20 protein-coding genes are annotated in these 26,176 nt (G+C 58.2%); 12 read left to right on the top strand and 8 right to left on the bottom strand.

The window, feature by feature from the left end:
- Nucleotides 1-102: 102 nt before the first annotated feature.
- The gene (locus tag ACZ9W6_RS02020) at nt 103-1,893 is read right to left on the bottom strand and encodes a nickel-dependent hydrogenase large subunit (RefSeq protein WP_465189390.1); all 1,791 of its coding nucleotides are present in this window, start codon (nt 1,891-1,893) and stop codon (nt 103-105) included.
- Entirely contained in the window at nt 1,893-2,999 is a 1,107-nt protein-coding gene (locus tag ACZ9W6_RS02015; RefSeq protein ID WP_465189389.1) for a hydrogenase small subunit, read from the bottom strand. Before ACZ9W6_RS02015 ends, ACZ9W6_RS02020 begins: the two co-directional genes overlap by 1 nt.
- Nucleotides 3,000-3,334: 335 nt before the next feature.
- Between ACZ9W6_RS02015 and ACZ9W6_RS02010 the strand changes: the two genes are divergently transcribed.
- Nucleotides 3,335-5,812 (top strand): EAL domain-containing protein, encoded by a 2,478-nt coding sequence (locus tag ACZ9W6_RS02010; protein ID WP_465189387.1) that lies wholly within the window; start codon nt 3,335-3,337, stop codon nt 5,810-5,812.
- Here ACZ9W6_RS02010 and ACZ9W6_RS02005 read toward each other — a convergent pair.
- The 5 genes from ACZ9W6_RS02005 to ACZ9W6_RS01985 all read right to left on the bottom strand — a co-directional run bounded on the left by ACZ9W6_RS02005 (nt 5,793) and on the right by ACZ9W6_RS01985 (nt 13,403).
- Entirely contained in the window at nt 5,793-6,578 is a 786-nt protein-coding gene (locus ACZ9W6_RS02005; RefSeq protein ID WP_465189386.1) for a substrate-binding periplasmic protein, read from the bottom strand. The two genes, ACZ9W6_RS02010 and ACZ9W6_RS02005, sit on opposite strands and share 20 nt — an antisense overlap.
- A 56-nt stretch (nt 6,579-6,634) precedes the next feature.
- Nucleotides 6,635-8,416 carry an aminopeptidase P family protein gene (locus ACZ9W6_RS02000; protein ID WP_465189385.1) on the bottom strand — a complete coding sequence of 594 codons (1,782 nt, stop codon included), beginning with the start codon at nt 8,414-8,416 and terminating at the stop codon, nt 6,635-6,637.
- 168 nt (nt 8,417-8,584) lie between these two features.
- Complete coding sequence (locus ACZ9W6_RS01995) at nt 8,585-9,766, bottom strand: acetyl-CoA C-acetyltransferase (RefSeq protein WP_465189384.1); 1,182 nt, start codon at nt 9,764-9,766, stop codon at nt 8,585-8,587.
- A gap of 70 nt (nt 9,767-9,836) precedes the next feature.
- Nucleotides 9,837-11,603, bottom strand: coding sequence for a PHA/PHB synthase family protein (locus tag ACZ9W6_RS01990; protein WP_465189383.1), 1,767 nt, complete (start codon nt 11,601-11,603; stop codon nt 9,837-9,839).
- Nucleotides 11,604-11,792: 189 nt separating this feature from the next.
- Nucleotides 11,793-13,403: a methyl-accepting chemotaxis protein gene (locus tag ACZ9W6_RS01985; RefSeq protein ID WP_465189382.1), complete on the bottom strand. Its 1,611-nt coding sequence runs from the start codon at nt 13,401-13,403 to the stop codon at nt 11,793-11,795.
- Nucleotides 13,404-13,532: 129 nt separating this feature from the next.
- Between ACZ9W6_RS01985 and ACZ9W6_RS01980 the strand changes: the two genes are divergently transcribed.
- The 3 genes from ACZ9W6_RS01980 (at nt 13,533) to ACZ9W6_RS01970 (ending at nt 15,839) form a co-directional block, all read left to right on the top strand.
- Nucleotides 13,533-14,165: a fumarylacetoacetate hydrolase family protein gene (locus ACZ9W6_RS01980; protein WP_465189381.1), complete on the top strand. Its 633-nt coding sequence runs from the start codon at nt 13,533-13,535 to the stop codon at nt 14,163-14,165.
- Nucleotides 14,162-14,572 carry an RNA-binding S4 domain-containing protein gene (locus ACZ9W6_RS01975; RefSeq protein ID WP_465189380.1) on the top strand — a complete coding sequence of 137 codons (411 nt, stop codon included), beginning with the start codon at nt 14,162-14,164 and terminating at the stop codon, nt 14,570-14,572. The genes ACZ9W6_RS01980 and ACZ9W6_RS01975 overlap by 4 nt, the downstream gene beginning before the upstream one ends.
- A 103-nt stretch (nt 14,573-14,675) precedes the next feature.
- A complete protein-coding gene (locus tag ACZ9W6_RS01970) occupies nt 14,676-15,839 on the top strand; it encodes an MFS transporter (protein WP_465189379.1) in 1,164 nt (387 codons plus the stop codon).
- A 199-nt stretch (nt 15,840-16,038) separates the two neighbouring features.
- Here ACZ9W6_RS01970 and ACZ9W6_RS01965 read toward each other — a convergent pair whose 3' ends face one another.
- Nucleotides 16,039-16,833, bottom strand: coding sequence for a helix-turn-helix transcriptional regulator (locus ACZ9W6_RS01965; RefSeq protein WP_465189378.1), 795 nt, complete (start codon nt 16,831-16,833; stop codon nt 16,039-16,041).
- A gap of 312 nt (nt 16,834-17,145) precedes the next feature.
- On the opposite strand from ACZ9W6_RS01965, the gene nagB reads away from it, so the two are divergent.
- The 8 genes from nagB (at nt 17,146) to ACZ9W6_RS01925 (ending at nt 26,162) form a co-directional block, all read left to right on the top strand.
- Nucleotides 17,146-17,877 carry a glucosamine-6-phosphate deaminase gene (gene nagB / locus ACZ9W6_RS01960; protein ID WP_465189376.1) on the top strand — a complete coding sequence of 244 codons (732 nt, stop codon included), beginning with the start codon at nt 17,146-17,148 and terminating at the stop codon, nt 17,875-17,877.
- A 203-nt stretch (nt 17,878-18,080) separates the two neighbouring features.
- A complete protein-coding gene (gene leuC, locus ACZ9W6_RS01955; protein WP_465189375.1) occupies nt 18,081-19,487 on the top strand; it encodes a 3-isopropylmalate dehydratase large subunit in 1,407 nt (468 codons plus the stop codon).
- 62 nt (nt 19,488-19,549) lie between these two features.
- On the top strand, nt 19,550-19,672 hold the full coding sequence (locus tag ACZ9W6_RS01950) for an entericidin A/B family lipoprotein (protein ID WP_465189373.1): 123 nt from the start codon (nt 19,550-19,552) through the stop codon (nt 19,670-19,672).
- Entirely contained in the window at nt 19,669-20,307 is a 639-nt protein-coding gene (leuD, locus tag ACZ9W6_RS01945; protein WP_465189372.1) for a 3-isopropylmalate dehydratase small subunit, read from the top strand. The genes ACZ9W6_RS01950 and leuD overlap by 4 nt, the downstream gene beginning before the upstream one ends.
- A 72-nt stretch (nt 20,308-20,379) precedes the next feature.
- Complete coding sequence (gene leuB, locus ACZ9W6_RS01940; RefSeq protein WP_465189371.1) at nt 20,380-21,444, top strand: 3-isopropylmalate dehydrogenase; 1,065 nt, start codon at nt 20,380-20,382, stop codon at nt 21,442-21,444.
- A gap of 149 nt (nt 21,445-21,593) precedes the next feature.
- Nucleotides 21,594-22,700, top strand: coding sequence for an aspartate-semialdehyde dehydrogenase (gene asd, locus ACZ9W6_RS01935; protein WP_465189370.1), 1,107 nt, complete (start codon nt 21,594-21,596; stop codon nt 22,698-22,700).
- A 63-nt stretch (nt 22,701-22,763) separates the two neighbouring features.
- The gene (locus ACZ9W6_RS01930) at nt 22,764-23,777 is read left to right on the top strand and encodes an aspartate-semialdehyde dehydrogenase (RefSeq protein WP_465189369.1); all 1,014 of its coding nucleotides are present in this window, start codon (nt 22,764-22,766) and stop codon (nt 23,775-23,777) included.
- A 201-nt stretch (nt 23,778-23,978) separates the two neighbouring features.
- Nucleotides 23,979-26,162, top strand: coding sequence for a motility hub landmark protein FimV (locus ACZ9W6_RS01925; RefSeq protein ID WP_465189368.1), 2,184 nt, complete (start codon nt 23,979-23,981; stop codon nt 26,160-26,162).
- The last annotated feature ends 14 nt before the right edge of the window (nt 26,163-26,176 follow it).

The following is a 26,176-nucleotide window of genomic DNA, read 5'->3' as shown; positions in this document are numbered from 1 at the left end:
GGGCTGACGATGATCCGGGCCGGTGCGGCCATGTGCGCGGGATAGCACCGGCTGGCGGATCAGAGGGGTAAACAGGGTTGGCCGCAGGCGGCCAACGTTTGCCTAGCGCACCTGTACCTTGACCAGCTCGCCACCGTCATCGCCGATGACGTGGGTGGAGCAGGCAAGGCAAGGGTCAAAGCTGTGCAGGGTGCGCAGGATTTCCAGCGGCTGATCCGGCACGGCCATTTTTGTGCCCATCAGCGAGGCTTCGTAGGCACCGATCTGGCCCTTGTCATCGCGCGGGCCGGCGTTCCAGGTGGTGGGGACCACGCACTGGTAGCTGTCGATCTTGCTGTCCTTGATCTTCAGCCAGTGACCCAGTGCCCCGCGTGGTGCCTCGGTAAAGCCCACGCCCTTGACCTCGGCCGGCCAGGTGGATGGGTCCCACTTTTCCACGTTGGCGGTGGCGGTATCGCCGTTCTTGATATTGCTGATCAGCTGGTCGTAGAAGCTGCTCATCTGGCGCGCTGCCCACACCGATTCGAGGGCGCGCGCAGCGGTGCGGCCAAGGGTCGAGAACATCACATCGATCGGCGCATTGAAGTGCTTGAGCAGCGCATCGACCGGTTCCTTGAATTCGGCCTTGTTCTGGTGGTATCCAATCACATAGCGTGCCAGCGGGCCGACTTCCATGGCATGGCCTTTCCAGCGCGGCGATTTGATCCACGAATACTTGGCCGATTCGTCCAGCGATTCGATGCGCGTCTTGGTGCCTTTGTGATTTGGGCCCAGCTCGAATTTCGGCTCGGTGATACCGTCAAACGGATGCAGGCCTTTCTTGTCATCGCCATAGCTGTACCAGCTGTGGGTGACGAATTCCTGGATTTCGTCCGGCGCGTACAGGTCCACCGGATGGATTTCGCTGAACTTGCCATTGATGATGGCGCCGCGTGGCAACAAGAGGTTGGCCGCAGAGTAATCGTTGGCCTTGTCGGGGAAGTCGCCGTAAGACAGCAGGCTTTGGCTGGCAATGCCGCCGCCGATCTTGAACCACTCCGGATAAAAGCCGGCGATGGCAATCACGTCCGGCACATAGACCTGTTCGCAGAACTCGATGGTGCGGTCGATCACCTGTTTCACCAGATTCAGACGCTCCATGTTTACCGCGCCGACGGCACCAGTGTCGTGCACATTGATGGCGCATGGCATGCCGCCGACCAGCCAGTTCGGATGCGGATTCTTGCCGCCGAAAATGGTGTGGATCTTGACGATTTCCTTCTGGAAATCCAGCGCTTCCAGATAGTGCGCCACCGCCATCAGATTGGCTTCCGGCGGCAGTTTCATCGCAGGGTGACCCCAGTAGCCGTTGCGGAAGGGGCCGAGCTGGCCGCTTTCGACAAAACGTTTCAGCCGCGACTGCAAGTCACGGAAGTAGCCGGGGCTGGACAAGGGCCAGCTGGAGATGCTTTGCGCCAGCTCGCTGGTTTTTTTCGGATCGGCCTTCAGCGCCGAGATCACATCGACCCAGTCCAGCGCGTGCAGGTGGTAGAAGTGCACCAGGTGATCGTGCACATACAACGCCGCCTGCATCATGTTGCGGATCAGGTTGGCATTGGCCGGGATGTCGATTTTCAGTGCGTCTTCCACTGCGCGCACCGAGGTCAGTGCGTGGGTGCCGGTGCAGACGCCGCAGATGCGCTCGACAAAAGCCCAGGCATCGCGCGGGTCGCGGCCTTTCAGGATGACTTCCAGCCCGCGCCACATGGTGCCGGTGGAGACGGCATTGGTAATGATGTTGTTGCTGTCGATGTTGACTTCGCAGCGCAGGTGGCCCTCGATGCGGGTTACCGGATCAACCACCACGCGACGACCGCTGTTGTCGAGGGTGAAGCCTTGGGTCTGGTAGGCCATTACACGTTCTCCTTGCTCTTGTCGGCTTCATCCACCGGCTTCAGGTCCTGTTTTTTCAGGGTGGTGCTCTTGATGGCGCTGACGGCGGCGTGAGCCGCAATCGCCGCGCCGACACCGCCGGCCACGGTCAGGCCGATCTGGTCGGCATTGGCCTCGATGCCGAATTGCGGAATGCTGGTGACGCGGTCGTAGAAAGAGCCCTTGTCCCAGAAGCCGTCTTCCGAGCAGCCGATACAGCCGTGACCGCTTTGCACCGGCCAGCTGACGCCGCCGTTCCAGCGGATCGTCGAGCAGGCGTTGTAGGTGGTCGGGCCTTTGCAGCCAACCTTGTACAGGCAGTAGCCCTTGCGCGCGCCTTCGTCGTCCCAGGTCTCGACGAACTGGCCGGCGTCGAAGTGCGGGCGGCGATAGCATTTGTCGTGAATGCGCTGGCCGTAGAACATCTTGGGCCGGCCCTGACGGTCCAGCTCCGGGATGCGGTCGAAGGTGACCATATAGGTGATGACGGCGGCCATGACCTCTGGGATCGGCGGGCAGCCTGGCACCTTGATGATGGGCTTGTCGAGGATCACCTGATGCACTGGTGTAGCGCGGGTCGGGTTGGGTTTGGCGGCCTGCACACAACCCCAGCTGGCACAGGAACCCCAGGCAATCAGTGCCTTGGCATCGGCCGATACGCGTTTGAGTTTTTCGACGAAGGGCTCGCCACCCGGAAAACAAAACATGCCGTCTTCGTTCAGGGGCGGATTGCCTTCGATGGCGACGATATATTCGCCTTTGTGCTTGGTGATGATTTCTTCAAGGATGGCTTCGGCCTGATGACCTGCGGCCGCCATTATTGTATCGTCATAGTCAAGCGAGATCAGAGACAGAATGGCATCTTTGGCCAGCGGATGTGCCGAGCGGATAAATGATTCGGTACAGCAGGTACACTCAAGACCATGCAGCCAGATCACCGGGGTGCGCGGCTTGGTTTCCAGCGCCTGGGCGATGCGGGGCACGAATGCCGAGCCCAGCCCCATCGAGGTGGCGGTCAGGCTGCAGAACTTGAGAAAGCTGCGACGGGTAACGCCTTGTCGCCGCATGGCCTGGTAGAAAGTCTCCATCTTGGTCTCTGCCTTGTTCTGGTTGTGGGTGAATCAGGACCGGACAGAAAGACAAAATGCGTGCCAAGTGGCGGGGTGAGGATTAATTCATTTAATTCAATGGCTTGGCGGTTTGCGTCGTAGCGTGGACTGGAAGTTGCTTGTGTAAAGTGGAAAGCTGGCTGGCAAGCCGGATTCCGCTTGCGACTTGATAGCAGTAGCCGGGCTTGCCGCTGAGCTGCTGCATGTGAAATTTATTGAACTCTGATGATATTTGAAATTTTTATTGCTAACCGCAATTGAGAATATAATTCACATCATTCATATCAGAATGTGTGCCACCGTGGAGCCATGGCGTGAGTGTTCACTACCCCGTTGAGACGATTATTACCAGGGACATCCTGACCTGTAGTCCGGATTTGCCCGTGCGTGAGGCAGCCAAGCTCATGTGCCATAATCGTTGCGGCTCTATTCTGGTGGTGGACGATAGCGGTGATCCGATAGGCATCTGGACGGAGAGTGACGCTCTGCAAACGGCGCGCAGCGCTGATGTCCCGGTTGCCGAACTGATGTCGTCGCCGGTAATGAGCGTGCCGGTTGACTCCGCCATTCAGGATGTTGCCGAGATTTTCTACTCACGCAAGATCCGCCATCTTCTGGTGCGTGATCTCGAACACAAGCCTGTCGGCATCGTCTCCGCCACTGATGTGGTGATCAATCAGGAATCCGAGTTTTTTCTGCATCTGAAACGACTGGATGCCGTGGCGCACGCACCCCTGCTGCGGGTTGAGCCGCAGCTGCCCATGCATCAGGTGATGCAGCGCATGCACGATGCCAAGGTCGATGCCGTGGCTGTCGAGGGTAGCCCGCTGGGCGTCGGCATCATTACCCAGCGCGATATCGTGCGCTGTATTGCCGAAAACCAGTTTGATGCACCGGCTGGCGAGCTGGCGAGTTTCCCATTGCAAACCATTGCCATCAGCAGCACCTTGCTTAATGCGCGCAAGCTGATGATGGCTCAGGGCGTACGTCATGCAGGGGTGTTGAACGAGCATGGTGGCCTGCTGGCCATCATCAGCATGCGTGACATTCTCGATACCATCGAGCACGAAATGCTGCTGGAGCTGCGCAGCGCCTTGAAGGAACGTGACCAGGCGCTGTTGCGCTCGCAGCAAAGCCTGCTTTTGGCTGACAAGGTATTCGAGTCGACAATGGAGGGCATCGTGATTACCGATGCCCATGCCCGCATCCAGTCGGTTAATCCGGCGTTTACCCGCATAACCGGTTACAGCAAGGAAGAGGCGCTGGGCCAGACGCCGGCGTTGCTCAAGTCAGGCAAACAGGGCGATGACTTCTACCAGAAAATGTGGGGACAATTACTGCTGAACGGTTTCTGGCAGGGCGAGGTCATCAACCGGCGCAAGAATGGCCTCCTGTATACCGAGCATCTGACTATCACCGCAATCAAGGATGAACTCGGCGAAGTGCGCCATTATGTGGCGGTTTTTGCCGATATCACCCAAAGAAAGCAGGCCGAGGAGCGTTTGCATTTTCTGGCCAACCACGATGCGCTGACCGGCTTGCCCAATCGCACGCTGTTTGGCGAACGGCTGCAAGGTGCCGTCGAGCAAGCCATGGAAACCGGCCGGCCATTTGCCTTGTTGTTTATTGATCTGGATCGTTTCAAGCTGATCAACGATACCCTCGGTCACCAGGCTGGGGATGAGTTGCTGATCAAGATTGCGCAGCGCCTCCAGGGCTCTGTGCACAAGGCGGCGTCCGCGGCCAGATTGTCGGGTGATGAATTCACCGTGCTGCTACAGGATGCCGACAATCCCAATCAGGTGGCCACGGCAGCCCAGCGGCTGCTGGATGCGATTACCGGCGAAGTCATTCTGAATGGCAGTAACAAGGTGATCGTGTCGGCCAGCATGGGCATTGCGGTGTGGCCGGCTGATGGTCGTAATGCCGAGACTTTGCTGGTCAATGCCGACGCCGCCATGTATCGCGCCAAGAGTCGCGGCAAGAATGCCTTCCAGTTTTATACCTCGGACATGAATGCCAGTGCGATGGCGCGATTGAAGCTCGAGTACAGCCTGCATCGCGCGATTGGCCGGCAGGAGTTCGAGGTCTGGTATCAGCCCAAGGTTGCGACGCAAGACCGCAGCATTGTCGGTATGGAGGCATTGATTCGCTGGCGTCATCCCGAAATGGGGCTGGTGCCGCCGGCAGATTTTATCCCGGTAGCCGAAGAATGTGCCTTGATCGTCCCGATCGGCAGCTGGGTGCTGGAAGAGGCGTGCGCTTATACCGCCAAGCTGGTCAAAGAGTGCGGGTTTACCGGGAAGGTGGCCGTCAATCTGTCGGCGCGCCAGCTGAAACTGGGCAATATTGTCGCAGTGGTTGCCGATGTTCTGAGCCGGACAGGATTGGCCGCACGCCATCTTGAGCTTGAGATTACCGAGAGCACCGCCATGGACAGCGATGTCGAGGTTAGTCGTGCGCTGGATGGCCTTTGCGACATGGGTGTGGCGATTGCGATTGATGATTTCGGCACCGGTTACTCTTCGCTTTCTTATCTCAAGCAGTTGCCGGTTCAGGTGCTGAAGATTGACCGCTCCTTCATCAAGGATCTGGATCACGACAAGGACGATGCGGCGATTGCCTCCGCGATCATTTCGATGGGCAAGAGCCTCGGCCTGGCTATCGTGGCAGAGGGTGTCGAGTGCGAGGCACATCTGACTTTCCTGCAGCAGGCAGGCTGCCAGATGGCGCAAGGCTATCTGTTTGGCAAACCGATGACAGCTGACGAATTTACCGGCCTGCTTCGCTGACGCCATCAGGGTTGGCCGCAATGCCGATGACTTCGGTCAGCATCGGGGCGGGCAGGCCGGGCAGCCAGCGCTGGTGTATACGCTGAAAACTGCCATCTTTCTTCATGTCACGCAGGGCATCCTCCCAGAGCCGGATCTGGCTGCGCGTAGTGCCGGCAGAGAATGCCAAGTATAGCGATAGGCTTTGCAGGGTAGCGACTTTCTCTACCTTGTCTGCAGCAATGCCCAGCTCGCGTAAAACCCCGCCCATGACCAGATTGCCTTCTGACCATAATTGCACCCGCCCGGCCAGCAGCATGCGTGCTGAATGGCTTGGCGAATCGGTGCGATAGACTTGCAGGCCGGCATCGCGTGCAGCGGTTTCAAAAATGCTGCCGCGGTAAGCTGCGGTCAGCTTTTGCGGCCAACTTGCCGGTTGCTGACGCAGTGTTTCGGCATTGCCTGCCAGTGCAAACAGGTCGGTGCTGGAGATGGCAATCGGGCCGAGCAGGGTCATCCTTTTTTCGCGTTCGGTATTGCGGCCAACAGAAAACAGCATGACATCAGGGGTGCTGAGCAGTATCTGGTAGGCGCGAGCCCAAGGTAGAACCTGGATGGGTTCTTTGCGACCCAGGCGTTTTTGCAGTTCGCGGACAACCTCGACCGCCATGCCATCCGCCTGGCCTGCCTGATTGGTGAAGCTGACCGGTGGCCAGTCTTCGGTATAGATAGCCATGGCCTGAGCGACGATAGGCAGGCAAAGCAGCAGGGCAAGCAGGAGTCGCATCGGTGTGGCGGTACCTATACAGAAAAATGCCGCCCCATGCAGGGGCGGCAACGTTATTACAAACTTCGAGTCGCGTTCTGCAACCAGGCAAGCGGCTCGCCTTGCAGATGCGGCGCCAGCTTGTCGTGTACCAGTTGATGATAGGCGTTCAGCCAGCTGATGTCAGCTTCGCTCATCAGGCTACGTTCGATGCAGCGCAGATCGATAGGGCACAGGGTCAATGTTTCGAATGCCATGAAGTCACCGAAAGCATTGCTGGCGTGCGGGACGTTCAGCACGAGGTTCTCGATACGCACACCCCACTGGCCAGGACGGTAGATACCCGGCTCGTTGGAGGTGATCATGCCCGGCAGCATGGCCATCGTGGCATCCGGCACGCTGCGCGAGATCGATTGCGGGCCTTCATGCACATTCATGAAGTAGCCCACACCGTGGCCGACGCCATGACCGAAGTCGATAGCGTGTTCCCAGATTGGAGCGCGCGCCAGCGCATCCAGCATCGGCGACAGCGTGCCTTGCGGGAAACGGGTGCGCGACAGATTGATCATGCCCTTGAGCACCAGGGTGAAGTCACGCTTTTGCTCGGCAGTCGGGGTGCCGACTGCGACCACGCGGGTGATGTCGGTGGTGCCGCCCAGATACTGGCCGCCGGAGTCGATCAGCAACAGGCCGTTACCTTCGATAACCGCATGGCTTTCTTCGGTGGCACGATAATGCGGCAGCGCGCCATTGGCATTGAAGCCGGCAATGGTCGCGAAGCTGGCGCTGACAAAGTTTGGACGACGGGCGCGGGCGGCGGTGATTTCGTCATCGATAGTCAGCTCGGTGATGCGGGTCTTGCCGATATTGGCTTCGAACCAGCAGAAGAATTCGGCCAAGGCAACGCCGTCCTGCATCATGGCGGCGCGCACGTGTTCCGCTTCGGCTTCGGTCTTGCAGGCTTTCAGCAGGGTGCTCGGATTGATAGCTTCCACCACCGTGGCCGCAATAGCCTGGCGCAGGCCGAAGGTGACGCGGCGCGGATCCAGCAGCACTACCGACTGCGCTGGCAGTGCGGCCAACGTTTGCTTGCTGTTTTCGTAGTTGACGAGCTGTACGCCGTCTGCGGCCAGGGTTTGTTGCAGCTCGGCTGGGATTTTGCCTTCACCGACAAACAGCCAGGCCTGATCGGCAGCCAGCAGCAAGTGCGAAACGAATACCGGATTGTAATTGACGTCGGCACCACGCAGATTCAGCAACCAGGCAATATCATCAAGCGTGGAGATGAAATGGTGGCTGGCACCATGCTGCTGCATCGCCTTACGCACTGCGGCCAACTTGTCGTGGCGGCTGGTGCTGGCGAATGGTGGCAGATGTTCGTAAATGGCTTGCTGCGGCAGGCTCGGGCGATCTTGCCAGATGCTTTGCAGCAGATCGATATCGGTACGCAGCTTGATGCCGGTATTTTGCAGTGCAGCCTGCAGTGCCTTGCTGGCGGCAAGGCCAAGTACATCGCCATCAACCGCAACAGTCTGGTCTGCCTGCAGGTTGGCCGCAAGCCAATCCAGATGCAGTGCTTGGGCGACGGTCTGGATCTTCATCAGCGCAATGCCGCTGCCAGCCAGCTCTTGCTCGGCTTGCACCCAGTAGCGGCTATCGGCCCACAGACCAGCAAAGTCAGCCGTGACAACCAACGTGCCGACCGAGCCGTGAAAACCGGACAGCCAGCGACGGCCCTGCCAGTAGCCCGGCAGGTATTCGGACAGGTGCGGATCGGAAGAAGGGACCAGTACGGCATCAATGCCGGCCGCCGACATGGCTTGGCGCAGGGAGTGCAATCTGTGGGTAATGGCTGTCATGATTTTTAGTGATACTTAAATTTGAGAGGATCCCGCGCATTTTGCGTGGCATGACAGCACGTTGGCAAAATTTTTATGTGCTTTCGGGGCAGGCTATGCTGTGATGTAGGCGTAGCAGCAACAAAAAAGCCGGGTTTCCCCGGCTTTTTTGCTATGGCGAGAGTGTGATCAAGGACGCTCGACCGCCAGTGCCACGCCCATGCCACCACCGATGCACAGGGTAGCCAGACCTTTTTTGGCATCACGACGCTGCATTTCATGCAGCAGGGTAACCAGCACGCGGCAACCGGACGCGCCAATCGGATGGCCGAGGGCAATGGCGCCACCATTGACGTTGACCTTGTCGGCACTCCAGCCCAGTTCGCGAGCCACGCCCAGAGCCTGTGCGGCGAAGGCTTCGTTGGCTTCTACCAGATCCAGGTCTTCCACGCTCCAGCCGGCCTTTGCCAGCGCCTTGCGGGTAGCGGCAACCGGGCCGATGCCCATGATTTCCGGCTCGCAGCCGGTCAGTGCGTAGGACTTGATCACGGCCAGTGGTTTCAGACCCAGCTGGTCAGCCTTGGCGGCAGTCATCAGCATCACGGCGGCTGCGCCGTCATTGATGCCGGAGGCGTTGCCGGCAGTTACCGAACCATCTTTCTTGAAGGCTGGACGCAGTTTGGTCAGCGCATCGGCGGTTGCGCCAAGCTTGATGTACTCATCCTTGGCAAAGGCAACCGGGTCGCCTTTGCGCTGCGGTACCAGTACCGGCACGATTTCAGCATCAAACTTGCCGGCAGCCTGGGCGGCTTCGGCACGGTTTTGCGAGGCCAGTGCCAAGGCGTCTTGCTCTTCGCGGCTGATGCCGTATTTGGCAGCAACGTTTTCGGCAGTGATGCCCATATGGTACTGGTTGTACACATCGGTCAGGCCGTCAGCCACCATGGTGTCTACCAGCTGGGTATTGCCCATGCGGAAGCCATCACGCGAGCCCGGCAGGATGTGCGGGGACAGCGACATGTTTTCCTGGCCACCGGCAATCACGATTTCGGCATCGCCATTGGCAATGGCCTGAGCAGCCAGATGCACGGCGCGCAGACCGGAGCCGCAAACCACGTTCAGGGTAGAGGCGGGGGTAGTAACCGGCAGGCCGGCCTTGATGACCGCCTGACGCGCCGGGTTCTGGCCAACGCCGGCAGTCAGAACCTGCCCCAGAATCACTTCACTCACGTCTTCAGCTTTGACGCCGGTTTTCTCCAGCAGGCCTTTGATGACGGTAGCGCCCAGTTCCGGTGCGCCGATCTTGGCAAGGGAACCACCAAAGCTGCCAACGGCGGTACGCAGTGCTGCAACAATCACGACTTCTTGCATTTGTTTCTCCATGATCTTGTCGGGGTGTACGGCATTCTACTCTGCAAGCAGGGTAGGGTTCGGGTGCAAATCAGCTCAAGGTCGCCAGCTGTGGCAAGGCCTTGGCCAGTACATATTCGCCGGGCGCATCGCACAGCGCAGGCAGCTCTTTGCTGCCGAAGGTCTTCGGTGCGGCGACTTTTTCGCCAGACTGTGGCGCCAGCCAGTTGTCCCAGTCTTTCCACCAGCTGCCAGGCTGGCTGCTTGCGGTCTCCAGCCAGGAGTCGGCATCCTGGGCAATATTGTCATTGACCCAGTAGTTGCGCTTGTCCTTGGTAACCGGATTGATGGAGCCGGCAATATGACCGGACGCGCCGAGGATGAAACGACGCGATGCTGCGCCCTTGAGGTAAGGCAGGCCGGTAAATGCAGACTTCCATGGCACGATATGGTCTTCACGTGCGGCAAAGATATAGACCGGAATGTCGATGGTGCCAACGTCGATGCTGATGCCGCACAGGGAGATGCTGCCCGGCTTGGTCAGCGCATTGTTGCGGTAGAACTCTTTCAGGAAGAAAGTGTGCATCGGCATCGGCAGGTCGACCGCATCGTTGTTCCAGTACAGCAGGTCGAACGGTGGTGGGGTTTTGCCCAGCAGGTAGTTGTTGACGACGTAGTTCCAGACGAGGTCGTTGGCGCGCAGGCTGGCAAAAGTGCGACCCAGCTCCTTGCCGCTGACGATGCCGCCATTGCCCTGAGCCAGCTTGGCATCGCGGCCTTTATAGAAATTGTCGTCAAGGAAGACCTTGATCTCGCCCGGATCGGTATGGTCAATCAGCGAGGTCATGAAGGTAGCGGAGTCGAAATACTTGAGTCCTTTGGCCTTGGCCACGCACAGCGCGGTGGTCAGGATCACGCCGCCGATGCAGAAGCCCAGCACATTCATGCTGGCCTGGCGGGTAATCTTTTTCACGGCCTCGGCGGCGGCAAACACACCCTCTTCGATGTAATTGTCCCACTTGTACTGACGCATCTCGGGTGTGGCCGAACGCCAGCTGACCAGGAAAACACGATAACCCTGGGCGACAAAGTGACGCACCATCGAGTTATCAGCCTGCAAGTCCATCAGGTAGTACTTGTTGACGCATGGCGGCACGATCAGTAGCGGCTTTTCGTACACTTCGCCGGTGGTCGGGGTGTACTGGATCAGTTCGATCAGTTCATTGCGGAACACCACTTTGCCGGGTGTGGCCGCGATATTCTTGCCGATCTCGAACTTGCTTTCGTCCGACATCGAGATGTGACCCTTGTTAAAGTCTTCCAGCATGTTTTTCATGCCATCCACCAGGCTTTCGCCCTTGGTTTCGATGGCCTGTTTGATGACTTCGGGGTTAGTCAGCATGAAGTTGGTCGGTGCCATGGCGTCGATATACTGACGGGTGGCGAAAGACAGTCTTTCCTTGTCATCGGCATCGAGTTGCGCCTGATCGGCCAGCTCGGTCATCCATTTGGCGGTCAGCAGATAGCTTTGCTTGATGAAGCTGTAGAAAGGGTGGTCATTCCATTCCGGCGCGGAAAAACGGCGATCGCTGGCCGGTGTCTGGGTGTTGGCCGCAGGGGACGCCTGGCCAAGAAACTGCATCCACAGATTGAGTTGTTGCTGGTACAGACTACTTTGCAGGCTGATGAACTGGTTGGCGTTATTCATCATCTGCTGCCAGGCATTGGCTGGATTAGCCAAGTCATCAGTGTTCAGACCATTGCTCATGGTGTTGACGAACTGTTGCATCCATTGCTGATTGCTTTGCGACAAATTGGCAAAAAAACTGTCTAGCGGGGATTGGGTTTCCTGGGTCATGACGTCTCCTTCGAAATTGGGAATCAGGCAGCATCCGAGCCTTGTAGCGGCGATTTGTTTTGCTTGATGCGGAGATTAACTCTGACTGTAACACTGCTTTATGACAAAAAGCATATTAAATGTTGCAGTGCATAAATGTCGTTGCGGCCGTGCAAATCTGCACGGCCGCAAGCGAAAGGCGAGGGGGGGTCAGACAGTGAAGTCGCGCACTTTGGTTTCCAGGTGTTGCGATTGGCTGGAGAGTGTCTGGGCATAGCCATTCAGTGCATCGGCATTGCTGGCATTTTCTTCTGACAAGGCGGCGATCTGCTCGACCTGATGAGCAATGCCGTTACTGGCCTGTCGCTGTTCGGCAAGTGCGTCTGCAATGTCATTGGCGCTGTCGGCGACGGAGGAGACTTCGCTGCGGATCTGGTTGATGGCAGTCTGCATCGATGCAGTCAGTGCCTCCCCCTTGGCTACCCGCTCAACACTGTCCTGCATTGCGATCGTCGCTTCCTTGGCCGACTGGCTGACGGCGGTAATCATGGTGTCGATTTGCAAGGTGGACTGTGCGGTGCGCTCGGCCAGTTTGCGTACTTCATCCGCCACTACGGCAAAGCCTCGCCCCATTTCGCCGGCGCGGGCGGCTTCGATGGCGGCATTCAGGGCCAGCAGATTGGTCTGGTCGGCAACGTCACGAATCACATCGAGGATGCTGGTGATCTCCTGGCTCTGGCGTGCAAGGGCATTGACCTGCTGTTCGCTATGGCGGATGGCACTGCCAACGGCGGTGATTTCGCGTAGCGTTTCCTGCAGGGCTGCATCGCTGTCTACCGTGACTTTGCCGGCGATATCAGCCTTTTGCCGAGCGAGATTAGCGCTCTCGGCAACGTGGGCAATGCTGACGGCAAACTGCTCGATGGTGGAGGCGATGGTGGCGGTGGCGTCATTCTGTTGTTTGGAGCTGTTCATGATGCCGTTCGAGGCATGATCCACCTGGATGGACTGTTGATGAATGCTCTGGCTGCTGTGGCGAATGTCGCCAATGATCATGGCAAACTGGCTGAGCAGCTCATTCAGGTATTGGCCGATCTGCGCCAGTTCGTCGCGGCTGTCGGTCGGTACTCGCAGGCTCAGATCACGACTCTTGGCAATTTGCTGGCAAGTCTGCTGAAACTGGCCGACATTGCGGCTGAGGCGGCGCGAGATGCGCCAGGTGATGATGATGCCTATCAGCAGACCGGCAGCAATTGCCAGCGAGGCGAAGGTGGTGCTGGTGTGCAGATCGGTTACGCTGCTGTTGTAGTTGTGCTCGGCTTCGGTAAGCTGCAACTCGGCCAGCTGGCTGATGGTATTGCTCAAAGGGTCTACGGCCGGGTAGAGCTTGCTGTCGGCCAGTGCCTTGAGCGCGGGCATGTCGCCGGCCTGCATCAGGCTTTTTGCTTCGTTGGCTACCCCAAGCGCCTTGCTGATCTGGGCATTGGCCTGATCTATCAGCTTTTGCTCGTCAGCGGTCAGCTGGGTTGAGGTGTAGGCTTGCCATTGCTTATTGAACTCCTCTTCCGCGGTGGCAATTGATTGACTGCCTTGTGCAGGTTGCATCGTGCCGGCGTTGGTCTTGTGAATGGTGTCGACGACATTGACGGCAAACATGTCGGCACTGATCTTCAGCTGCTTGAGCGGAACGACACGGTCGTGAAAGGTCGTGGCAAAGGCATCGTTGCTGTGATTGAGCAGGTACATCAAGGCGCCGCTGATCAGGATCATGATCGCAAGCAGGGTACCGGTTAGCCATGTGATACTTGATTTTATGGTCATGGAGCGTTTCCTTTGGATAACAGGTAGACGGGTTAGTCTTATTATTAAGTTTTATTTATGAGCGCCACTTTGCCCTTGGGCAAAGACATGACAAATTTACCCTTTAAACATATTTCTATGGAAATTTTGATGTCCAATTTGAATGTCAAAAACATATTTTGCATCGGGCGGAATTACCTTGCACACGCTGTCGAACTGGGGAATACGGTTGAGGAAGAGCCGCTGGTGTTTCTGAAGCCTGACAGCGCCCTGCTGGCCGCAGGTCAGCCATTGCATTTGCCGTCGTGGTCGCGCGATGTGCATTACGAGTGCGAGCTGGTGCTGCAGATTGGCGTGGATGCCGACAATATTGCCGAGCAAGACGCGATGTCGGTGGTGAGTGGCTACGCTATCGGGCTGGATCTCACCGCGCGTGATGTGCAGAGCGAGGCCAAGAAAAAAGGCCTGCCGTGGACCAAGGCCAAGGGCTTTCGTGGTGCGGCTTGCCTGTCGGATTTTGTGCCTGCGGCCAACGTTGCCGATCCGCATGCGCTGAGCTTTACCCTGCATATCAATGACGAGTTGCGCCAGCGTGGCGATGTCGGTTTGATGGTTTACTCGCTGCCGGTATTGATCAGCTATCTGTCGCGGATTTATGGTTTGCGCGCGGGCGATATCATTTATACCGGCACGCCGGCCGGCGTCGGGCCGTTAAACGTCGGGGATGTCTGCCGTGTCGATCTGGATGGCCATGTGCAGGCTGAGTGGCAGGTGGTGGCATGAGCAAGGCGAAGTTGGCCGCAGAGGCTGATGACAAGGTCAGGCTGGATAAATGGCTGTGGGCCGCGCGTTTTTTCAAGACGCGACAGCTGGCACACGAAGCGCTCGAGCTGGGGCGGGTGCTGGTTAACGGCGAGCGGGTGAAGGCCTCGCGGGTGGCGAAAGAGGGCGATCTGCTGCAGATCCGCATCGAGCAGCTGCAATATCAGATCACTATCTTGCAGCTGGCCACCCAGCGCCGCCCGGCGGCCGAAGCACGCTTGCTGTATAGCGAGTCTGAAGAGTCGATGGCGGCGCGCGAGCATCAGCTTGGCCTGCAGAAAGCCGAGCGTGCCAGCTTCCCTTATGGTGATGGCCGTCCGACCAAGAAGGCGCGACGCGACATCATCCGTTTCAAGGATGGCTGGTAGTTTTCACGGCTAGCACGGCGGGCTTGCCGTCTTCATGGTGGCGGGGTTTTGCGCTATAGTGATGCCCCGGTGCCTGGCACCCGCTTCCCGGCTTTGCTTCAAGATGTCTGCTTCCAATCCGCTTGCTGCCATGGCGGCATTCTATTTTTCTTATTTCGCCCTGCAGGGTTTGTTCGGACCGTTCTGGTCGCTCTATCTCGAATCCCTGTCTTTCAATACTGTCCAGATTTCCATTCTGATGGCCTTGTCGACGCTGGCGCGTATTGTGGCGCCAATGTTCTGGGGCTGGCTGGCTGACCGGCGCGGCAAACGTCGCAGCATCATGTTGTGGACCTCGCTGGTCTCTGCGGCCAGCTTCGTGATGGTGGCCTGGCAGCAAAGCTTCTGGGGCATGTTCATCTGGCTGGCGGTCAATCATTTCTTCTGGGCAGCAGCTTTGCCGCTGGCCGAGGCCTCAACCGCCCATCTGACGCGCAGTCAGCCAGGCATGTACAGCCGGGTGCGGGTGTGGGGCTCGATCGGCTTTGTCTGCCTGGCCGCCAGCGGCGGTTATCTGCTGGATCTGGTGACGCTGGCCAATCTGCCGTGGTTGCTGGTTGGCGTGCTGTTTCTGATCGTACTGTCGTGCTGGCGCGTGCCCGAAGTGCGCATCGAGCCGCGTAAGACGCAATCCAGCCCGATCTGGCATACCGTGCGCCAGCCGCATGTGTTTGCGCTGTTTGCCTGCTGCTTTTTGCTGTCGTTTGCGATGGGGCCGTATTACAACTTCTATTCCATCGGCCTGAAAGAGGCTGGTTATAGCGCGACGATGACCGGCTTGCTGTGGTCGGCCGGCGTGATGGCCGAGATCGTGGTGTTCTGGCAGATGCCGCGGCTGATGGGGCGCTTCTCGCTCGAGCGGCTGATGCTGGCTTCTTTGCTGGTGTCGGCTGTGCGCTTTGCGCTGATGGCGACCCTGCTGCCGGTGGCGGCGATCGCGGTGCTGGCCCAGCTGGGTCATGCGTTTACTTTTGGCGTACACCATGCCGCGGCTGTCGGGCTGATTCACCGCAATTTTGCCGATCAGCACCAGGGGCGGGCGCAAGGGCTGTACACCGTGGCGTCCTTTGGTATCGGTGGCAGTCTCGGTGGTTTGCTCGGTGGTGTACTGTGGCAATACGGCGGGGTCGGGCTGACTTTTGGTGTGTCGACACTGACCCTGTTGTTGGGTGTCGCGGTGTGTGTGAAATGGCTGAAGCCCGCCGAGGCAGGGGCGAACCCTGTCTAGTCTTGTTGCGGCCAAGGTTGGCCGCAACAGGTTTTACCGTGGCCAGCATGCTGCCGCTCTTTAGGTTCCAGCCGCTTGGTGAAGATCTGCCAAGCCGGCTGGCAATCATGCCGAATTCAGCCTCGGGATCGGCTATCCCATGGTCTGTGCTGGTGATGGCCCGGCGTTCACCAGGCTTGGTGAAGTTGGTCGTTGCGGCTTAGCTGCTGGGGGCCTCTGGCAGTAGCATCACCAGCTTTAATTCCGGGTTGGGGGCGAGGCGCAGCGTCAGCTGCTGAAAATGCAGCTCGCCGGCGCTGACGTGCATGAAACGGCGCGAACCACCCTCGCGAGCCTGTACCGCTTGTTGTTGCCACAGCAGGGCGAACTCCTGGCTGGCGGCGCGCAGGCTGTCGACCAGTGCACTGGCTTCGGCATGCTCTTCCAGCCGGCTGTGCTCGGCACGGAATTCGGCCACCATTCTTTGTGCCCGTAGCGGCCAGTCGGCTACCAGTCTTTGTGCCAGCGGCTGCAGAAACATGAAATGCAGCAGGTTCTTGGTGGTATCAGACTGGTCTAGCCAGCCGCTGAACAAATCGCCGGCTGCTTGATTCCAGCTCAAAACCTGCCACAAACCATCCAGCACATAAGCTGGTGTGCTGATATTGGCGGTGGCCGCTTGCAGTAAAGCGTGATCGATGGCGTGGGCTGCCATCAGCGGCGCGGGGTCTTTCTGGCCGGCAAGGTCAAACAGGTAGGCGCGTTCGGCGGCATTCAGCTGCAGTGCGCCGGCCAGTCGTGACAGGGTGTGGCTGGATACCGCCTGCGTGCGTCCTTGTTCGATCCAGGTCAGCCAAGTGGTTGAAATGCCGCACAAGCTGGCAACTTCCTCGCGGCGCAAGCCGGCTACCCGCCGGCGACTGCCGGCTTGCAGGCCCAGTTGCTGGGGTTGCAGTTGTTCACGGCGAGTGCGCAAGAAAATGCCGAGGGTGTTGTCGTGTGTAGCTCTTGTCACGGTACTTGGCGATGTAGGCAGGTCAGGAGTGCCGGATTATAACCCCAAGCGTTGCGGCGACCCGGCCTGACGGGCGCGGTCAGACCGGCTTGATGTTGCTGTAAGCCACAGTTCGCCAGCGGGAGCACGGTAAATTTATCGAGCAGCTGGGTATTTTGGACTTGCAGTGGTATTAGTGTGGTATGTATTCTGTGCGTTTGTCCCTGAAGGCAGAGAGTATTCATGCGATCAGGGTGTTTCAACACAGGGTGAGAGCGGGTGCCGTATCGGCATGTCCTTGTTTTCATCCCGCCCGTATCTGAAAGCTGTCCCATGATTCTGCATAAATTCAAGACTCAGGCGGATCTGGATCGTGCCGCTGCCGATCTGATCATTTCCACTGTCCGCATCAAGCCGAATGCCATCCTTGGCATGGCAACTGGTGGCACACCAGTGGGTTTGTACAAGGAAATCGTCAAGTCCTACCAGGATGGTCTGGTCAGCTTCAAGGATGCGCGCACTTTCAATCTGGACGAGTATGTCGGCCTGCCGGTTACCCATCCGGAGTCCTACCGTGCCTTCATGCAGCGCAATCTGTTTGATCACATCGATATCCGCGCGGAAAACACCCACGTACCCAATGGCAATGCGACGGATATCGACGAAGAGTGCCGTCGTTACGATCACATGATGTATGAGCAGGGCGCGGTTGATCTGCAGCTGCTGGGCATTGGTCACAATGGCCATATCGGTTTCAACGAGCCGGACACCCATTTGTCCCGCTTCACCTACAAGGTGACGCTGAAGGAAGAAACGCGCGAGGCCAACAAGCGCTTCTTCAACAGCCTTGAAGAAGTGCCGACCCACGCCGTTACCATGGGCATGGGCTCCATCATGCAGGCCAAGACCATTCTGCTGGTGGTGAAGGGTGCTGAAAAAGCCGCCATTCTGGATGCTACGCTCAACGGTCCGATTACCACCCAGGTGCCGGCATCGCTGCTGCAAACCCATCCGCGCGTCATCGTGATGACCGACTGTGATGTGGAGTACAAGCGCCAGCCTTGATGCTTGCATCGTTGCTGGATTAAGAAAGGGCTGGCCATGTGCCGGCCCATTTTGCATTTTGGCGCAGCTGGCTGTTAGTTTCAGTACTAGTATAAATCCTTATCTTGTACTAGGAGTCAGGCTGGTTCAAGATAGCCTCATCCGCCGCGCATTGCGGCCAACGTTGGCCGCAAGCCGGCACCGGACGAGGAGAAGATCAAGCCATGACCGCCAAGACGCTCTACGACAAACTGTGGGACAGCCATGTCGTCCATACCGAGGCCGATGGCACGGTATTGCTGTATATCGACCGCCATCTGGTGCACGAAGTCACCAGCCCGCAAGCCTTCGAAGGCCTGAAGCTGGCCGGCCGCCCGCTGTGGCGCGTGGATTCGGTGGTTTCGACTGCCGACCACAATACCCCGACCAATGATTGGGACAAGGGCATTCAGGACCCGATCTCGCGTCAGCAGGTCGAGACGCTGGACGCCAATATCAAGTCTTTCGGCGCGCTCGCTTACTTCCCGTTCAAGGACAAGGGTCAGGGCATCGTGCACGTAATGGGGCCGGAGCAGGGGGCCACCCTGCCGGGCATGACTGTGGTCTGTGGTGACAGCCATACTTCCACCCACGGTGCGTTTGGCGCACTGGCGCACGGCATCGGCACTTCGGAAGTCGAGCACGTGATGGCCACCCAGACGCTGGTTGCCAAGAAATCCAAAAACATGCTGGTGCGCGTCGATGGCAAGCTGCCGGCCGGCATCACCGGCAAGGATGTGGCGCTGGCGATTATCGGTGTGATCGGCACCGCCGGCGGTACCGGCTACGCCATCGAGTTTGGTGGCGAAGCGATCCGCGAGCTGTCGATGGAAGGTCGCATGAGCTTGTGCAATATGGCGATCGAAGCCGGAGCGCGTTCCGGCCTGGTGGCCGTCGACCAGAAAACCATCGACTACGTCAAAGGCCGTCCGTTCGCGCCGAACGCCGAGCAGTGGGATGCCGCTGTGGCCTACTGGAACACGCTGCACTCCGACGAGGGTGCACACTTCGATGAAGTGGTGGTACTCGATGCGGCCAACATCCAGCCGCAAGTGACCTGGGGCACTTCGCCCGAGATGGTGACCGACATCAACGGTCGCGTGCCGGATCCGGCGGCCGAGGCTGATCCGGTGAAGAAAGGCTCGATCGAGCGCGCGCTGGCCTATATGGGCTTGCAAGCCGGCACGCCAATGAGCGAGATCGCAGTGGATGTGGTGTTTATCGGCTCCTGTACCAACTCGCGTATCGAAGACCTGCGCGAAGCCGCAGCGGTGGCCAAGGGGCGCAGCAAGGCGGACAACGTCAAGCAGGTGCTGGTGGTGCCGGGCTCCGGCCTTGTCAAGGCGCAGGCCGAGGCCGAGGGGCTGGACAAGGTCTTCGTGGCTGCCGGTTTCGAATGGCGCGAGCCGGGCTGTTCGATGTGTCTGGCGATGAATGCCGACCGTCTGCAACCGGGTGAGCGTTGCGCCTCGACCTCCAACCGTAACTTCGAAGGCCGTCAGGGCCAGGGTGGCCGTACCCACCTCGTCAGCCCGGCCATGGCCGCGGCGGCAGCAGTGGCTGGTCATTTTGTTGACATCAGAACCCTGTAAGTCGCGGCAGGTCAGACGTATCATTGACTGATTGCTGACCTGTACCGAAAAGGATTATTGCCATGACTACCCGTATTCTGACTGCGCTTGCCATTGTACTGAGCCTGGCCGCCTGCAATACCGTCTCCGGTGTGGGCAAAGACATCAAGAAGGCGGGGGCTGCCATAGAAAGGGCTGCACAATGAAAGCATTTACTACTCTGAACGGCCTCGTGTGTCCGCTGGATCGTGCCAACGTTGATACCGATGCCATCATCCCCAAGCAGTTTCTGAAGTCGATCAAGCGTTCCGGTTTCGGCCCCAATCTGTTTGATGAGTGGCGTTATCTCGATCATGGCGAGCCAGGCATGGACAATAGCGTCCGTCCGCTGAATCCGGATTTCGTGCTGAACTTTGCGCGTTATGCTGGTGCCCAGGTGCTGCTGGCGCGCGAGAACTTCGGCTGTGGCTCCTCGCGTGAGCACGCGCCGTGGGCACTGGAAGACCAGGGCTTTCGCGTGATCATCGCGCCGTCTTTCGCCGACATTTTTTTCAATAACTGCTACAAGAACGGCCTGCTGCCCATCGTGCAGCCTGCCGAAGTCGTCGATCAGCTGTTCCGCGAGTGCGAAGCGACCGAAGGCTATCAGCTGAATGTCGATCTGGCGGCGCAAACCATCACCACGCCAGCCGGCCAGACATTTGCCTTTGATATCACCGAGCATCGCAAGCATTGTCTGCTTGGTGGTCTGGACGAAATTGGTCTGACTTTGCAGCACGCCGACAAGATCAAGGCTTATGAAGCGCAGCGTCGCGCCGCTCAGCCGTGGCTGTTTGCCTGACATCAACAAAGGTTGGCCGCATGCGGCCAACCTTTGCCAAAAGAACAACGCCGTAAACAAGGGATAGAGATCATGAAAATTGCAGTTCTGCCGGGTGACGGCATCGGTCCGGAAATCATTAGCCAGGCAAAACGCGTGCTGGAAGTACTGCGTAGTGACGGCCTGCCGATCGAGATGGAAGAAGCGCCACTGGGTGGTGCGGCTTATGACGAATTCGGCCAGCCCTACCCGTCGTTTACCCAGAATCTGTGCCGTCAGGCAGATGCGGTGCTGCTGGGTGCGGTAGGCGGCCCGCAGTACGACAAGCTGGATCGACCGCTGCGTCCGGAGCGTGGCCTGCTGGCAATTCGCAAGGATCTGAACCTGTTTGCCAACCTGCGCCCGGCGATTCTGTATCCGGAGCTGGCCAATGCCTCGACGCTGAAGCCAGAAGTCGTGTCTGGCCTCGATATCATGATCGTGCGCGAGCTGACCGGCGATATCTATTTTGGCCAACCACGCGGTATCGCGGTGAACGAGCTGGGCGAGCGCGAGGCTTATAACACCATGCGCTACAGCGAAAGCGAGATTCGCCGCATCGCCCACGTGGCCTTCGGTATTGCGATGAAGCGCAACAAGAAGCTGTGCTCGGTGGACAAGGCGAATGTGCTGGAAACCACCGAGTTCTGGAAAGAAATCATGATCGACGTGGCACGCGAGTATCCGCAGGTGGAACTCAGCCATATGTATGTCGACAACGCCGCCATGCAGCTGATCCGTAATCCGAAACAGTTCGATGTGATGGTGACCGGCAATATCTTTGGTGACATCCTGTCCGACGAGGCCTCGATGCTGACCGGCTCGATCGGCATGTTGCCGTCCGCTTCTCTGGATCAGAACAACAAGGGCCTGTACGAGCCTAGCCATGGTTCCGCCCCGGACATCGCCGGCAAGAACCTTGCCAACCCGCTGGCAACCATCCTGTCGGCGGCGATGATGCTGCGTTACACCTTCAACCAGGAAGAGGCCGCACAGCGTGTCGAAAACGCGGTCAAGCGCGTGCTGGCACAGGGTTATCGTACGGCGGATATTTTTGAAGCCGGCTGCGAGAAAGTCAGCTGCTCCGGCATGGGTGACGCGGTGATTGCTGCGCTGTAACTGGCTGTTTTAATGCAGTTGCAATAAAAAACGGCTACCCCATTGTGCAGAGCGCTGTTGCCCTGCACAATGGGGTAGACCACTTCATAGCCACCGCCAAGAATGGTGGCGGATAAATTTGAACACCCGAGACATTCAGGAGAAATATCGTGCGAGTAGGTTTTGTAGGCTGGCGCGGCATGGTCGGTTCCGTGCTGATGCAGCGCATGCTGGAAGAGAATGATTTTTCTGTCATCAAGGAGCCGGTGTTCTTCACCACCTCCAATGTCGGTGGTCAGGCGCCAAACGTTGGCCGCGACGTACCGCCGCTGAAAGATGCGCGCAATATCGACGAACTGAAGGCCATGGATGTAATCGTGACCTGCCAGGGCGGTGATTACACCACCGAGGTGTATGGCAAGCTGCGCGAAGCCGGCTGGAATGGCTACTGGATTGACGCAGCCTCCACACTGCGCATGGCTGACGACGCTGTCATCATCCTCGACCCGGTAAACCGCAACGTGATCGACGCGGCACTGGCCAAGGGCGTGAAGGATTACATCGGCGGCAACTGTACCAACTCCATCATGCTGATGGGCATGGGCGGTCTGTTCCGTGAAGGTCTGGTCGAGTGGGTTTCCTCGATGACCTACCAGGCAGCTTCCGGTGGCGGTGCCAACCACATGCGCGAACTGCTGAAGGGCATGGGCGTAGTGCATGCAGCCGTCGCTGACGAGCTGGCGACTCCATCGTCCGCGATTCTGGATATCGACCGCAAGGTGGCTGCCTCCATCCGCGAAGACGTGCCGACCGAATACTTCGGTGCACCGCTGGCTGGTGGTCTGATCCCGTGGATCGACAAGCAGCTGGAAAACGGCCAGTCCAAGGAGGAGTGGAAAGGTCAGGCCGAAGTGAACAAGATTCTCGGCACCGACGCTACCATTCCGGTAGATGGCCTGTGCGTGCGCATCGGCGCCATGCGCTGCCACAGCCTGGCGCTGACCGTAAAGCTGAAGAAAGACCTGCCGCTGGCAGAAATCGAAGCCATCATCAAGTCGGGCAACGACTGGGTGAAGTGGGTGCCGAACGATCGCGAGATCAGTGTGAAAGAGCTGACACCGGCATCGATCACCGGTGGCCTGCAGGTTGGTGTTGGCCGCGTGCGCAAGCTGAACATGGGTGGCGAGTATCTGTCGGCCTTCGTGATCGGCGATCAGCTGCTGTGGGGCGCGGCCGAACCGCTGCGTCGTATGTTGCGCATCCTGATTGAGCGTTAAAATAGACGTATAGCTGTCCCGAGGGCGCCGCTGGCGCCCTTTCTCATTTTTACAGGGTTGATCATGTCTGAACTGAATATTGCCGTAGTGGGTGCAACCAATCTGGTAGGCGAGGCCGTGCTGGAGCTGTTGTCTGCCCAGTCTTTGCCGATTGGTCGCGTTTTTGCGCTGGATGCTGCCGAAAAGGAAGACGAGGTGGTTTCCTATGGCAATCTGGAGCTGGAAGTCGTTTCGGTAGAGGATTTTGATTTCGCCAATGTTTCTGCTGCCATCTTTGTTGCCGGTGGCGAAATGTCGCGTCGTCTGGTGCCCGAAGCACGCCAGGCCGGTTGTGCGGTCATCGATTTCAGTGGTGTGTATCGTCACGAGCAGGATGTGCCGCTGTTTGTGCCGGGTGTGGGCGAGCGCTTGCTGGATGGCCTCGATGCGCCGGTGCTGGTGTCGATCCCAAACTGCACCGTGACACCGGTGGCGCAGGCGCTGGCTGCCTTGCAGGCACTGGGTCTGCAGCGCGCAACCGTAACGACCTACCAGTCCGTATCCGGCACTGGCCGCGAGGCGCTGGAAGAGTTGGCAAACCAGACAACGGCATTGTTCGGTGCGCGCGATGTCGAGATTGAAGTCTATCCGAAGCGCATCGCCTTTAATGTTTTGCCGCAAGTGGGCGATATTGCGGAAGACGGCATCAGTAGCGAAGAGCGTTCGCTGGAGCGTGAGCTGCAGAAAATTCTGGCACAGCCTGAGCTTGAAATTGAGGCCAGCTGTCAGCGTGTGCCGGTCTTCTTTGGCCATGGTTGGTCGGTAACGGTGAAGACTGCCGGCGAGGTGACCGCGATCAAGGCGCGCGAGCTGTTTGCTGCGGCAGGATTGCAGGTGGTGGACGAGCCGGCTGGCGAGTTGCCTTATGTTACGCCACAAGAAGCCTCAGGCAATGAGGCGGTGTGGGTAAGTCGTGTGCGCTGCAATACCTCGGGTAGCCTGTCTTTTTGGTTGGCCGCCGACAATGTTCGTGCCGGTATTGCACAGCCAGCAGTGGCGCTGCTTGCAGCATTAATGAAACGTGGGTATTTTGCCTAAGGCGCCACGCTGAATTGATATTTGGGTATACTTCATGCCGTCAGATTGCAAGTCTTGTTATATGCTCTAACAAGAAGTGTGCTGACGGTATGAGTTCGCATGTTATTTCAGTCTTTTGCTGCTTTTGTTTGTAACTATTGTTGATAGCATGGCTGTGACGGCGTAAAACAGAATAATCAGACCGAAGGGTAGCCCGTGAGAATGCTGGCCAAGAAAAAACTGAGTGTAATGGTATTGTCTCTGGCATTTGCGTCGAGTGCATTTGCCGGGCTTGGCGGTATTGCTGTTCGCTCGAATCTTGGTGAGCCTTTACGGGCAGAGATTGATTTCAGTGGTAGTGACGGTGATTTGTTGCGTGTTGGCTTGGCCTCGCCAGACACTTTCAAGGATCTTAAGGTTGAATACACCGGCATTCTGAACTCTCTGCGCTTTACGCTGGCACAACGCTCCAATGGCCGTTCGTATATCCGTGTGACGTCCAATGCGGCAGTCAGTGATCCCTATTTGCGCTTTGTAGTCGAGGCCCGGATGCCGAATGGCCGTTCGATCCGCGAATACACCATCCTGCTGGACCCGGTTGATTACGAGCCACGTCAGCAAGTTGCCAAACCAGCTCCTGTGCCGGTTTTTGTTCCTGAAATTCCAGCTGCTGGCAAAAAGCCGGTGCTCACTCCGTCTTTGCCAGTACGGCCGTCCGTAGCAAGTACCCCTGATAACATTTTGGTCCGTCCGGGCCAGACGCTGCAGTCGATTGCCTCTCGCTTGTCTATGCCCGGAGCAAGTCAGCGCCAGATTATGGCCGCTATCGTTCAGGAAAACCCGGGTGCATTTACTGCTGGTGATCCTTCGAAGCTGAAAGCAGGCTCGCGCTTGCGTGTCCCTGGTCAGGTCAAGGCAAAGGGGCTGTCTGCGGCGGAAGTCGACACTATCTTGCGAGCTCGAACTGAGCCATCCGCGCAGGTAGTTGAGCCAGCCAAGCCTGCACAGGCGATGCCGAAGCCGGCTGCTGCGCCTGTCGCGCCAACGCCGGTTCCTGAGCAGGTTGTGAAGCTTGAACCAGTTGATGCCGGTGCTTCTGCCGCTCATGCCGAGGCCAGCTCCGCAGCACTATCCGAGCAGGCGTTGTTGCTCCAGCAGGCCCAAAAGAAAATTACCGAGCTTGAAGAGAGGCTAAAAGCAATGCAGGCTACTTCTGCCGCCAAGGCTGTAGCCCCTGCTGCGCATGAGGAAGAAACTGGGCCTTCATTCCTCGACAGTATCATGGACTTCCTGCCTGCGATTGGCGCGGCAGTAGCAGCTGGTTTACTTGGCGTTGCCGGCCTGATCCTGTATCGCAGAAGAAAGTCCAAAAAAGGCGTAGCCAGCAACCTCGGTGCCGTTGGTGCCATGCTCGACCAGGATTCGGTAGAAAAGCAGAATCTGGAAGCTGCTGCGGGTGGCAATACATTCCTGACTGATTTTACCCGTACCGGCATGCCTGCCTCTGAGGATGGTGATGTTGATCCGATTGCCGAGGCTGAGGTTTATCTGGCTTACGGGCGAGATCAGCAAGCTGAAGAAATCCTCAAGGATGCCCTGAATAAAGACCCGACCCGACATGATGTCCGTGCCAAGCTGCTTGAGGTTTATGCGGCACGGCAGGATAAACAGTCATTCGAGCATCACGCCAAATCCTTGCACGCTGCGATGGATGGGCAAGGCTCTATCTGGGAAAAGGCTGCCAAGCTTGGTCGCAGTATTGACCCAGGCAATCCGCTGTACGGTGCTATTGCCGCTGGTGCGGTAGCTGCCGAGACAGGTTCAGCAATGACGGCAGTGGACATCGATCTGGATAATGAGCTGATGGGCATGTCCGCTGACGAGCCGAAGCCTCAAGCACCTGCGCCGGTAGAGGATCTCGATGATGATTTGCTGCGCGCTGCATTGCTGGGCGATGAGCCTGCCATAGAAGCGACCCCGGTGCCAGATGGCGAAGCAGCCGAGCTTGATATCGAGGCCTTGCTTGATGCGGAGCCCGAGACCGAAGAACCACCGGCCAATGAAGATAAGCACATGCTGGATTTTGACTTTCAGCTTGATGATTTGCCTGCCCCGGTTGCCGAGTCAGTGGAGGTTTCGCCGCCAGCTGATGACAATTCGGTAGATTTCGACTTTGGTCTGGATGTTCCAGATCTGGCTGCCGACGCCGCGGCAGAAGAAGCACCCGCAGTGAGTACCGAGGGCTTGTCTGTTTCGGATGATCCTTTGGCAACGCGCCTGGATCTGGCCAGGGTATATCTGGATATGGGTGACAAGGACGGCGCGCGCGAGGTGCTGGAAGATCTGGTGGCAGAGGCCGATGGTACCCTGAAGAAAGAAGCTGAAACACTGCTTGCTACCCTGTAACCAACCGGCGCGCT

The organism is Vogesella lacus, assembly GCF_979366295.1.
The sequence above is the reverse complement of the archived record's forward strand: the minus strand, read 5'-3'. Positions and strand labels throughout refer to the sequence as shown.